This window comes from Bacteroides timonensis, from assembly GCF_000513195.1.
Taxonomy (GTDB): domain Bacteria; phylum Bacteroidota; class Bacteroidia; order Bacteroidales; family Bacteroidaceae; genus Bacteroides; species Bacteroides timonensis.
Genome location: NZ_CBVI010000047.1, coordinates 1 through 12,389 on the forward strand (window position 1 = coordinate 1; position 12,389 = coordinate 12,389).

Annotated in this window: 10 protein-coding genes; 4 read left to right on the plus strand and 6 right to left on the minus strand. The window is 42.6% G+C overall.

Annotated features, from left to right (window positions below; translation table 11 throughout):
* Positions 1-11 precede the first annotated feature (11 nt).
* The 6 genes from BN161_RS10265 to BN161_RS10290 form a co-directional block, all read right to left on the minus strand.
* A complete protein-coding gene (locus tag BN161_RS10265) occupies positions 12-1,541 on the minus strand; it encodes a DUF6850 family outer membrane beta-barrel protein (RefSeq protein ID WP_044265636.1) in 1,530 nt (509 codons plus the stop codon).
* 21 nt (positions 1,542-1,562) lie between these two features.
* Positions 1,563-2,858 carry a DUF4876 domain-containing protein gene (locus BN161_RS10270; RefSeq protein ID WP_044265638.1) on the minus strand — a complete coding sequence of 432 codons (1,296 nt, stop codon included), beginning with the start codon at positions 2,856-2,858 and terminating at the stop codon, positions 1,563-1,565.
* Between the two features lies 1 nt (position 2,859).
* Complete coding sequence (locus BN161_RS10275) at positions 2,860-5,634, minus strand: TonB-dependent receptor (protein ID WP_044265640.1); 2,775 nt, start codon at positions 5,632-5,634, stop codon at positions 2,860-2,862.
* 129 nt (positions 5,635-5,763) lie between these two features.
* Positions 5,764-6,192, minus strand: coding sequence for a hypothetical protein (locus BN161_RS10280; RefSeq protein WP_044265641.1), 429 nt, complete (start codon positions 6,190-6,192; stop codon positions 5,764-5,766).
* A gap of 11 nt (positions 6,193-6,203) precedes the next feature.
* Positions 6,204-8,330 (minus strand): M6 family metalloprotease domain-containing protein, encoded by a 2,127-nt coding sequence (locus tag BN161_RS10285; RefSeq protein WP_044265644.1) that lies wholly within the window; start codon positions 8,328-8,330, stop codon positions 6,204-6,206.
* Between the two features lie 222 nt (positions 8,331-8,552).
* On the minus strand, positions 8,553-8,801 hold the full coding sequence (locus BN161_RS10290; RefSeq protein ID WP_007219766.1) for a hypothetical protein: 249 nt from the start codon (positions 8,799-8,801) through the stop codon (positions 8,553-8,555).
* A 151-nt stretch (positions 8,802-8,952) separates the two neighbouring features.
* On the opposite strand from BN161_RS10290, the gene BN161_RS29785 reads away from it, so the two are divergent.
* From BN161_RS29785 to BN161_RS10305, 4 genes are all read left to right on the plus strand, one after another.
* Positions 8,953-9,108 (plus strand): hypothetical protein, encoded by a 156-nt coding sequence (locus BN161_RS29785; RefSeq protein WP_167332513.1) that lies wholly within the window; start codon positions 8,953-8,955, stop codon positions 9,106-9,108.
* A 173-nt stretch (positions 9,109-9,281) separates the two neighbouring features.
* Positions 9,282-11,084: a glycosyltransferase family 2 protein gene (locus BN161_RS10295; RefSeq protein WP_044265647.1), complete on the plus strand. Its 1,803-nt coding sequence runs from the start codon at positions 9,282-9,284 to the stop codon at positions 11,082-11,084.
* Between the two features lie 2 nt (positions 11,085-11,086).
* Positions 11,087-11,887: a hypothetical protein gene (locus tag BN161_RS10300; RefSeq protein WP_044265649.1), complete on the plus strand. Its 801-nt coding sequence runs from the start codon at positions 11,087-11,089 to the stop codon at positions 11,885-11,887.
* A 79-nt stretch (positions 11,888-11,966) separates the two neighbouring features.
* Positions 11,967-12,293: a LytTR family DNA-binding domain-containing protein gene (locus BN161_RS10305; RefSeq protein WP_244436466.1), complete on the plus strand. Its 327-nt coding sequence runs from the start codon at positions 11,967-11,969 to the stop codon at positions 12,291-12,293.
* Positions 12,294-12,389: the final 96 nt, after the last annotated feature.

Consider the following 12,389-nt stretch of genomic DNA (forward strand, 5'->3'; position numbering starts at 1 on the left):
TAGTAATTTTTTTAGAGAGATACACCGACATTTACCCAAAGGGAGGTTCCTTTCTCACTGTTGGTATATCTGGCTTGTTGCCAACCCGCTTCTAAGTGAGCCAGCATGTTTTTGAATACATTTTTTGACCAGCGTAATGAAATTCCATAACTGGTATTTCCAGAACTTTGCATATCGAAATTCTGTTGCAGGATGGTCATTGCATAAGGGTGTGTCACTTGTCCGATATCCAGGGTTGCATCTAATTTTTCCTGATGCGTTCCCCAAATACGTACAAAGAGCATATCCTGTTTCCATCTCCAGGTAGAAGCGAAAGCTAAAGAAGCATCGAACAGACTGTATTCCATCTTTTTAGAAGGACTTTTGTAAGTATCTTTTCTGTAGTGATAACCTACGGCTGGTTGCAGGCTCCAGCGCCATACTTTAGTCTGCTCCTGCTCGTAAAAAGCCGATAAGTTACTCCAGAGCCGTTCGCTTCCGAATTGTTGAGCGGTTGCAATCTGCGGATAAATGCTATTCACAGCATCTCCATAAAGAATTTCTGTACCTTTCCGGTCACGGAATTCAGCATTTGCCTTTATTTCCCAACTATGATTCCGGGTAGTGGCAGAAGTCCAGGCTATTTCTCCCTGATAGCGATCTTCGTCCAGCTCGTTCAGCGTGAGATCGTTTGCGCCAGGCAGAATCTTTTCATAGAAAGCGTGCTGGTAGGAAACCGAACTTGTCCAGCCTCCATCACTTTTTACTGGCAGCAAATCTAATCCTGCTCCGAAGATGTGGCCCTGATACCTCACCGTATTGCGGGTACCGTCGAAACGCGTATAGCTTGTTCCCAGGCCGGAGAGATGGAACGTTTTCGATACTCCCAGTTCATCATAATATGTGATATCCCCATTTTGTTTGTACTTATGGGCTTCAGCGGACAAAGCCACGGCATATCGTTTATTGAATTGATAAGAAGCACCAGCTTTTCCCTGCAAATCGGCAATGGAATTACGCGGACGCGGGTCTACATCCCTGTATTCAAGCAGGGCACGGTATGAGAATTCCCCGCCAAATGTCCATCGTCCGTGAGAAGCAGCATATCCGCCTTCGAAGAAGTAGGTTTCCGATTTTATATCTCCTCCTATGGTGTCTGCCATTACGTACGGGTAGATGAGCTCGTAGTCTGCACTCTCGTTCCACTGTACGTTCTTCCGCTCTCCGTTGTGGTAGTAAGCGTTGCCCCAGATGCGTGAGGCATCCGACATGCGGACATATGAGTCGGCTGCTACCTTGAATCCACTCCAACCGTCACCTTCCTGCGCGTTCAGGGCGCAGCTCTCATTGTCCCAGTCTCCCGAAATGGAAAGTGAAGAGTATGAGTCGGAATAGCGGTAATAGTTAAGAGCAGGGTTCAGATAAGGCGTTATTATGAAATTTTGCCTTACTGCTGAGCGCTCATAAGCCCGTTTCTGAATCAAGACCGTGTCCCCCTTTTGTGCAAAGGAGGATACGGTCGCTACAACGAGGATGAATGAAGATATAAATCGTAAGATCATCTTGTTAGTGAGGAATTGTGATTACTCGTGAAACTTGTAATACGGATCGGCAGGCTGTTCAGGCAGGAAATCTACGCTGGAGTCGTTTGTATCCTGCAATGTTTTACCGGAAAGTACCTTACGGCGTACACTTTTGCCATAACGCGTCTTGTCCTGATTTACCTTTCCACAATACGTCCAGCCTCTATCCAGTGCAGGAGATGTTACATTCCATACGTATTCGCTTTCCACACTGAGATTCACAGCATCCAGAATCCATTTGTTAGGAATCTTGTAGGCGTCACCGCTCATAGGATAGACGTTACCACCGATAATCATGTTATATTCGTAGGTGTAAGCATAGTCTTTCAGATAATCCTCCTTACTGAGTTGGTTGTTTTCGTCATCTCCCAAACGTGCCAGTGCAAATGAGGTAAAGCCACGGTTATGTGGTCCCCAGATGGTTGCTGTATAACAGTATATCTTTTCCAAGTTCGGAACTTCAGTGTCCGTGTCTTCAAAACTTGGATTTGAGGATACATCGTACCATTCAAAGTCAGCCTTTGTCAAGTCGAATGAGTTACTGTTGGCAACTGTGTGATCCATGCCTATATCGCATAACAGCAAGGATTCGCCGGGAGGAACCATGATCTTTCCGCCTAACGGGATACGATAAATGGCTTTTGTGGAGAATGCCTCATTCATGATATCAGGTGTATAGTCATATTTGCTTGTAGTCATGAAGGCTGATTCGGCAATTGTCAACCCGTCTGCGCAAAGCGTGTCGCCGGAGTTGTTGTAAATACGGAAGTATTTGTCACCGGTATATTGTTCCTCTTCCGGAGTAACGGTGCCGGTGAAGAAAATTTCGGCGATAACGAAATTGCTTCCTTCTTCGCTGGAGTTATATACATAACCGGTTACGTCGAGGGGAGCTGTGCCTGTAGTTTCGGTGAAGGTTACCGATTCCTGGTATGCGCGCATTTTTGTGTATACCATTTCATCATTCAGCTTATAGCTCAGGGAACCTTCCATACTGATGGTATATAAGCCCTCGGGTACACTTACCGTGATGCTGGCATTGGATGTAGTTGCACGGGTGCCGGGTTTCACAACGGAAGTTGTTTCTCCGGTATTGATATTCTTCAGGGTCAACTCCTGAATACCGATTGTAGGGTTATAACTCTGCAATTCAGACGGTGCGTTGAAATGCAATGTTACATTGGCCAGTTTTACACTGTTGTCATCATCGTCACTACAGGCGGTGAATGCCAAGGCTGCAATAAACATGCAGGCTACGTAAAGGTAATGTTTCATTTTCATTTTCTTTGTTATCATATTAAAGTTTTATATTAAGTTCCATCCCGAAGTAAGGGCTGGCTGCTGTTCTTCTGATGAGGTATCCTTTTTGGGTATAATCGGGCACATAGTCCAGAATGCGGTCGGCAAAGAGGGCTATTGACAGATTCTTGCCGAAGTCTTTAGTTGCCTTGAAATTGACATACATGTAGAACGGGTCGGTACTCTTTTCGAACTGTTCCTGATTATAGCTCAGTGTCAGATGCTGTTTATAAGTATCTGTCTTGTCCGCATCCGTGTATGGCGACACGGTTCCTGTGGCATCTATGTACGAGATGGGCACACCGCTTCTCTCTTTAGTTTGTTTGCTGTAGAACCAGGTGCACTCTACGGTGGCCGAAAGTTTTATTCCCAATTTGTCCAACCAGGTATCTACTATGAAGTTACTGTTGAACTGTTCGTAGGAATAACGGTCGTCCGATTCGTAAAGACCTATATACATATCGCTCAAGGCGACATTGCCGATGACTTTCGACACAGATTTCTGTATAGGCAGACTGTTCTCGTAGTTGGTACGCAGCCAGGCGCCGTTAATGGTCAGTTTTGAATTGATTTTTTTGAATCGTTCCGAGGCGAACTGGAACTCGATACCTTCTTTCAGCGTCAGACTACCGTTTCCGGTGTAAGAGTATCCGTTCAGTACGCTTACCTCTGAGTAAGGCATACCTTCCAGTGAGGGAGGTCCTGTCAGTTCTGAACCGTCTATGCCGCTGGCATCGTATTTTTTATAAGAATAAGGGGAATAATTCGCCATCGAACGGAAACCGGAACTCATGCGCTCGCGAAAATAAGTGATGGAGAAATCGTTCCTGTGAAATTCCATGCCCAGGCGCACTTCCCATTTGAAGTTACGTGCTGCCTTTAGGTTATAGTTCACCGGATCTACGATATAAGTACGCAGATTCATGCGCTTATAGTCCGGATTGGCGTTCCAATAATTCAGTTGTACGAAGTCCATATACAACTTGTTGGGGTACAATTGCGCCAACGTAGGCGTTTTGGTCAACCATCCGAAGCCGCCTGAAACGTTTATATTCAAGTCGTTATTGCCAATGCCTATTGCAGGGAAACTCCATTGAGCATTAATGCGCGGATCGAAATAAGGCTTACCGCTGAGGGCATACCGGCTGTTCAGGTTCAGCAGCATGCTGCTACCTATTCCGGCCTGGACTTCCAGGTGATGCTTACCTACGGGAATACCTATCTGATCTTCCACGAATAGTGCAATTTGCTCGCTCGCCGGAATGTCACTGTACTTGCGGGGACGTGTATAAGAGCTGCCCGGGTTAAGTGGGCGGCTTAGGTCGTACACTTGCCCGTCTCCTAGATTTTTGGCATAAGTCCATGAAGCACCTACTTGGATTCGGTGTGTAGCGTTCCACGTTTGTAACTCGAACTTTGTTTTTACCTTGGCATATAAATTTAGAGGCCTTCCATCTACAGTTACGTGAGCAATATATTTATAAGGTAGTATTTCAGCGTCATATTCACCTTCTTCCATATGGGTGGGTACGGTGCGGTCGCGATCCAGTTGGATGAACTTACTTCGTTCTATCTTATCCCACGACATGTTGGCAGACAAATCCAGTGTCACCCCTTTGAAAGCTTTGTCCTGTGGGGCAATCCAATTTAACGAACTGTTCCATCGGCCGTAGTGATAGCTCGATTTGTAATTGTCTTCTTGTTGTGTTTGTATGTCCGGGTCGGTTTTTACATTATCTATATTGCCTGAATAACTGATGCCGGAGGTCCAGTTCAAGCGATGTTCATTTCCAAGCAGCCACTTTTTGTTGAGGCGTACGGATGCATTGATGCGCTTGAAGTTGTTGAGGCGGTCCCGCGGATCATTGTACGAGTCAAGAAACCCTGCATCTGCTGACAGAACGGTTCTTTGATCCTTCCATTCCACACCTTTGCCTATGGAAAACAGTTTACCGTATTGATCTGCTTTGATGCGTGCCTCCACCGGGGTGGCTTTCTGCTTTTGCTTGATAATGACTACACCACTGGTCAGGTCGTTGTATTCCACGGAAGGAATACCGCGGATGATTTCCACGCTTTCGATGTTATCGGTGGAAATGTTGCGCATGTCTACGCCGGCATTCACGGCGTTATATGCGTCAAACGTCGTGTTGGGGTCAGTGAGCAACCGCTGCATATTGGCATCTGTACTGATGGGAGCACCATCAATGATAAACTTAGTTCCTAAAGAAGAGGTATTGTAGTTGGAACTGCTGGTGCCTACCTCGCGCAAGGTAATGTTTTTGGCGCCGTTCATCTTGGGATCGCTGGTCTTTCCTCCCGGTAATAGTGCCAGCAAGTCAGAGAAACTTGTAGGTTGCAGATGTTCCATTGCCGTGCGGTCTATCTTTGAGGCGCTAGTTATTCCTTTTGACTCAGAAGCTGTCACTACCACTTCGCGCAATGCAGTGGAAGACGGTTTCAGCGAGAATATCAATGACATGTTATTAGTCAGGTCGATGGATCTTTCCTGTTTCTCATATCCTATATAGGAGACCGTGATATGGTAGTGTCCGCTCTCTATATGGGTGATATTGAACCTGCCGTTCTCGTCGCTCGTACTTCCGTAGAATTTGCCTTCATCGGATTTCATGCGGATAGTGGCGAAAGGAAGGGGCTCTTTCTCTTGGGCGTCAAGTATTTGTCCGCTAAATTTGTAAAACGATTGTGCGGAACACCAGGTAGTGAAGAACAAGAGGTAACTTAGTATTATGTATATGACTTTACGCGACATTGATTTATGCACTTTTTGGAGTTGCAAAGTTATTGGATCTGTGCACGATCAGCAATCGCTAAAAGTCGGTATATTTTCTTTAAATAACGTGAACGATAACAATATATAGGTATTTCAAAAGTGCGGTTTCTATAAACCTGAAAGACCAATGTTGGGTAAAATGAATCCGATGCATGTATCATCCGACCATAGCCATACAAACTGTTCGTCTGATTGGAGAATATATAACTGTGTTATCCCGTCGAGTTTGATACCCATGTTTCCTTCCACTTTCCCGTCTGTCCTTTCATGCCTCGAGGGAAGGGCATTCAGTTGAAGAGCCGTGTATTGCTTCCCCTGCGCATCCTGTATGCGAAAGAGCTTTTGTGAGGGATTACAATAGTATTGATGTGCCTGCTTGTCGAAGAGCAATAACGCTTTCCCGTTCTGGTAGATTCCTATTTGCGTGGAAGATAGCAGACTGTTACGCTCTTCTTTGTAAAAGTCATTTTCGTCTTTTGAGCAGGCGTATAGTAAAGAGACGCTGATCAGTAACAGGATATATTTGAATGTTTTCATAAGTATTTCTATTATTGGATAGTGATATATTGCATAATATACTCTTTGTTGCCGTCCGAGCGGGTGATTTCTGCCTGGATACTATGTTCTCCGGTTTCGAGTCTGATGTAGTTTTTACTTTCCTTTCCATCTATATACCATTTTTCGGCCTTTATATCCTCGCAGTCCGCCAGATGGAACAATATGGGATTCTCCGAACTGTTGACTAGAGTCGACTGCTCGATGCGTGGGTAGTAGAGTCCTTTCCGTTGGGTAGTAACTGAGAGTGTATGTTCTATTTCGTTGGAATTTAGGATGGTGACTTCGTATTGCTTGCCGGGTTGCAAGCCGTTTATGTGACATTCTGTTGATGTAGTTGTTTGCGAACCTGCCATCTCTGTACTGCCTGTCGGTTTCCAGGTTACTGTCCATTTCTTTCCGATGTTGTCTTGCCATGTCACAAGGGCATCGTATTGGTATGCTTGCACATGATAGTCAGACATACCGAAGTAAGTATCATCCACGGTTAGCAAGATATAGCCGTCGGCCGTGGCGATCTCCAATATATTCACCTTTGTGTTCCCCCCTTTCCAGGAGCGGAAATCTTTTTGTTTGGCGGACATAAGGCTGGTCACTTTGTATACGCCGGGAAAGAAGCTGTATCGGGAGTAATACACAGCATTTGTCGCATTGGGATAAGAACAGACTACTTTCATGCACTCGTGGCCTGCTGTGGTATTTACTGAATTGTACGTCAGCCATTTGGAGGGTGTGGTATAATCTATGTGATAGACTAAAAGCCCCGATGTGCCCTGGTTTTCGTAATAACTGTAATAATCTGGAATATCCCATACATTGTCGCCTGTACCCCGGTATTCCAGCAGGAAATAATCATTGTCTGTATCGGTTCCTATCAGGTAACCTTTATCCTGATGGACGGGAGCCAGGCGGAATTCTCCTGAGGTATTCAGAACTTCAGGCTCTGCCCAGCCTATCATCCAACGTTCCAGAATGCTCAGTGCCGGTGGAGTGCGACTGTCGTTGTTGTAGCTGCCACTGGCCATCAGCGAATAGGTGCCGGGGCCGGCAGCCTGCCCGTTGGTGCTGTAATTCGTATCATAAAGGTCAGGCCATCCCAGAACGTGTCCGAACTCATGACAGAACGTGCCGATGGAAGTGAATTTGTTGTTTCCATCTTCGTACTTGGAGAGTTCTCCGGCACAGGCGTAACCAGCGAGCCGGTTGCCTCCGAAAGTGTAAGTGCCCTTATATTCTACGCTGTAGCGGTGGGGCCAGATTCCTTCAGGATCGCTTCCGTCCGCTTCACCGCCACCGGAGTAAAAGACGAATACGTCACGCATGACGCCTGCTTCGGAATAAGGACCAAAGTCAATGCCGTTGGCGTAGGCCATCCGGCAGACGTCCACTACCATTTCGTAGGCAAGTTCGTCATCATTGGCGGTGTAGTAGCTACGTTCGTGTGGCAGTGTATAAGGACCTACAACTACAAATTCCGGGTCGAAGCGTCCGTTACTGTTGTCATAATAGTATTGCCATGCACTGCCTGTTGCACCGTTCTCACTGTAATTTTTGCTGTTCAGCATATCTTCGAAGTGTCCTTTGCTACCTATAGTAAAGGGCACATCCGGAAATTCGGCCAATAATACAAGTCCTTTTTGCTTACCTGTGGTGGCAAATCCATTATCTATAAAACGTTCCGGCGGAGTGAATCCGTTTATTGTTCGCGTGTTGGAAGAGTTGCTTTTGTTCTGGACAGTGCGCATCATCTGCTGTTTGTGGGCTGTGGGAGATAGGGGGCGAAGTCCTTGCGTGAATCCTTGTCCTAACTGTTGCCTTTCGGAATTGCTTAATTTACTCATCGGACGTGCTTTGACACCGGTAGAGGCCAGCTGCCCGTTGGGTGAAAGGGTTGCATAATAATAATCTCCATCAGATCCGGAAGTCAGCGTATAGCCTTCTTCAGATATAGTGTAATGGTAATATTCGTCTCCATAAATGCGTATTTTGAGACGGGTACCGTCACTTTGGGTTACGGTGATAACTCCCGGCCGGGCAGGGATGGCATATAGCAGATTGCTTCTTGTAAAGAGAAGAGCTTGGAATAGCAAAAAGGGTATGATGAATGATTTTGTTTTCATGTGTGTTTTTATAAAGACTCCATAGTAAATTCGAACTATAATTTATTACTTGCAAAGTACCGCTATATTTCCCTTTTGAACAATACCTATGTTTAGGTATTTTGTGCTTGCTGATTAGATTCGTCATTATAATAAGATGATGTTCTTGTGTCTGAAAACGACAAAAGCCATCCCCCAGAATAGACAAGTAGGGGACGGCTTTTGTTGTCAGTGTGCTTACTATTATTCAGCAGGCTGTGCAGGTGTTTCCGTTGCAGGAGTACCGTTGGCAGGAGCTTCAGCTTTGGGCTCTTCAGCTTTCGGTTCTTCTGCTTTGGGTTCTTCCTTGGCAGGCTCAGTGGCTTTAGGCTCTTCAGTTTTTTCCGTTGCCGGTTGTTGCTGTTGAGTTTTCACCGGGTCCTGAGCGTTTGCCACGAAAGAACCACCACAAACAAACATAAACAGGGCTGCTACTAATACTAACTTTTTCATAATCATTTGCTTTTTTAGAATTATACTAAATATATTTTACAGTTGAAAGTTTAGGTTTCCTTTTTGCTTTAGGAAGCTTTGCGCTTACATAAATTATAGTTGCAAAGCACGTGCCAGAAGATATGAATTTTAGGTAAATGGTTGATAATTAATGATGAGAAGTGAGTGGGGAAGTGTGGCACAGTGTGGATTTGTGTGGAAAGTGTGGAATGGGGTGTGGAAAAATTCCACACTGGGGGCTCTGCTCCGTACCAAGACCATAACAAGGTTGCAAATGGGACACCATTATTTAATAGAGGAGTTATGAATCGGTTGATATTTTGGAAATGTACGGGTGTGGAGAATGATAGAATATAAACCTGTAAGATGGATAATAGATCTATAATGATAGATAACAAACCTTTTATGATAAATAATAAACCGTTTTCTGTGTTGGATTTGATTACTTTGCATTTATAATAAAACATATATAAAACTATAATGATTGATAATTCTCAGATCCCTAAAATTTCATTCTGCATTACTTGTAAGAATAGACTTTATCAGATTAAAAAGACTCTTCCTCAAAATCTAGAGGATAATCGCGGATTGCAAGAAATAGTAGAATTTGTGCTCGTAGATTTCGGAAGTACGGACGGACTTCGTAAATGGATATCTGATAACTTTAAACATGAAATACGGTCTGGATATCTAAAGTACTTTTATACAGAAGAGATGGTTTATTGGCATGCTTCTATAGCAAAAAATACTGCGCATATGTTGGCGCAAAATGATATTTTAGTAAATCTGGATTGTGATAATTATACAGGGAGTAATGGTGGTTGGTTTGTTATCTTGCAATTTATAAAGAATGATGGACATATATTTTTGCACCAATGCTCTGATGATGGTTTTGACGGTTCATTTGGACGTATATCAATTAAGCGGAATGATTTTCTATCCATTGGAGGATATAATGAAAGTTTAGAACCTGCTGGCTATCAAGATTTAGATTTAATCAATAGATTGATGGCGAAAGGTTACAGACGTATCGAAGTGAAAGATTCCAGATATAATAGAGCAATCAGGAATACTAAAGAAGAAGGAATTGCATTTACTCATTCATCGTTCAAAACATGGCATGAAATGGATGAGCATAATGCAAAAATTTCCCAATCTAATATTCTTGCCGGCAAACTTATCGCTAATGGAGGGAGCTTCGGTATCAGAAAGAATATTTTTGATATAGAAGGAAATGTGCCGAAAGAGGTCGATTCTTTGAAATACGCCCATAAAATCTCTTTCAATATTACTTGCATGAATCGCCTTCATCATATTAAACAGACATTGCAACAGAATATCCGGGATAATTTCTTATCTGAGCAGGTGGAATTTAATCTTTTGGATTATAATTCAAAAGATGGATTAGAGGGATGGATAAAACAACAGGATGATTTGTTTGATACAGGCATATTCAACTATTACAAAACGATCACCCCTATTTGTTATCATCGAACTCATAGCCGGAATATGGCATTCCGCCTGTCAACAGGAGATATTGTTTGTAATTTGGATGCTGACAACTATTTAGGTGAAGGATTTGCCACATACATATTGAATCTTTTCTGTATGTCTGCTGAAAAAGTATTTTATACTCCAAGGTATTCAGAGAGAGATGTTATTGGCCGTCTTTGTTTATGGCGCAAACATTTCTTGTCTGTTAATGGCTATAATGAGGCACTTCCCGGATATGGTTTAGAGGATATTGAGTTGTATTACCGGTTATGGAAATCTGGAATAGAGCAGGGATTTATTTCAGAAAATCGATTCTGTAAAGCGATTCATCATTCTCATGAAGAGCGTGTTTCGCAAGAGTATATGGGAAGATATATCACTGATATGTATTTATCTTATATAAATCCGTATCAGACACAAGTATTGCTACGATATCAAGACGGTAGTTACTCTAAAACTATTTTGAAGGATAATATTTATTGTAACTACAACTGTTCGTCCCATTACGAGAATATCAATCAATATTTTCTGGATGAAAAGAATAGAATAATCGGTGGCAAAAATCCGGAAGGGGGACAGTGGAAAGATATTGAAGGTTGTTTGTCTTCTTTCTATAGAGTGGATAATGTGGATTTGCAATCGGAAATACTCGTATATTTATCAGAAACACAAAACTTTTGGGAAATTGAAAGATATGAGTGTGGCGGATTATCTGTTAATCCCAATGGCTTTGGTCAAGGCATTGCCTATAAGAACTTTGATTACGATCATCCTATATTTTTAAAGTAATTATGAACACAGAATTTATTCGGGAGGGGAATAAGACCTGGCATTGCTTTTCCATCTTTTATGCTCAGGATGAGTGGGGAAGAATTTTGCCTTTGCTGCATTCTTATATGATGTTAAGTCCTGATATACATCAATATATGTTTTTCTTGTCGTATGAGAGGGGAGAACATATTAGGTTGATGTTCTCTTCTTATACCCTAAATGGAGCGACCTTGCAGGGGGAGGTTTATCAAGCTTTGAAGAAGATTGTGGAGAATCATCCGTCCTGTGATGTAGTACCTACTTTTTATGGAAAAGAATTGTGGGCGCATCATCCTGCTAACGCCGTAGTGAGAAATGCATTTGAGATTTCCCGATATCAAGTATATTGCATTCCATATAGCGCGTTCCTTAATTTGACGTCGTTACTCATTATACGTCTATTGGCGGATGATTGCAGCGAAGAGAGCCGTACGTCTGTAGCGCTATATCTGTATATTCAATTGTGCAGATCTTCCCGGTTTGTTTCTCTCCATGATTATCTTCATTCACTTCATGTTCCGGATTGTACAGAAAATGTAGAAGAAGAAATGGAGCTTATTAGTTTCTATTGGGAAAGTAATCCCGCTGACGAATTTTTATCTGATATGACGATATTTTGTCTTTGGCAGAAAGAGAGAGAGTCTATTTATTCTACATTGGGAGTTGCAGATGGATTTACTGTTTTGGCCTATAATATTAGAGAGCAATTAGGCTTAACGGATAAAAGTTATTTATACGCTCTTAGCCTTCTTAAAACATGGAGTATGTACACGATAAAATAAATGTAATTTTATGGAAATATTTAGAGAAATACAATCTAACTCTGATGGGATAATGATTATACGATATTCCTATATGCAAATGATTAAATTTGAGGATATTGTTTGCGTCTATACGGATAGACCGTATCTTGTTATTGTTACTAAAGAGAAAGTAAAGAGCCATTTGTTGCAATTTCCCATTAAACAAATGATTGATATTCTTCCTGACAACTTTTGTATTTGCAATCAATCGACTATTGTAAATGTTGATTGTTTGACTGTATGGCAGAAAAGAAAAGAAGAGTATTGGATACGGCTGATTACTGGCCATGAGTTCAAAGTTTCAAGAAGATGTAGAAATACGCTGAAAGGTAAATGGAGATTCGTTTACAAGTTGTCGGAAGTGGAATGGGTTGTAACCGAATAGTATCTAAAAACTGACCGAATTGCATATTTGTAGTTTGCATGTGCTGGGTAACTGATGATAAGACTTATATTTGCTGATATAGAAAAATTATTATTC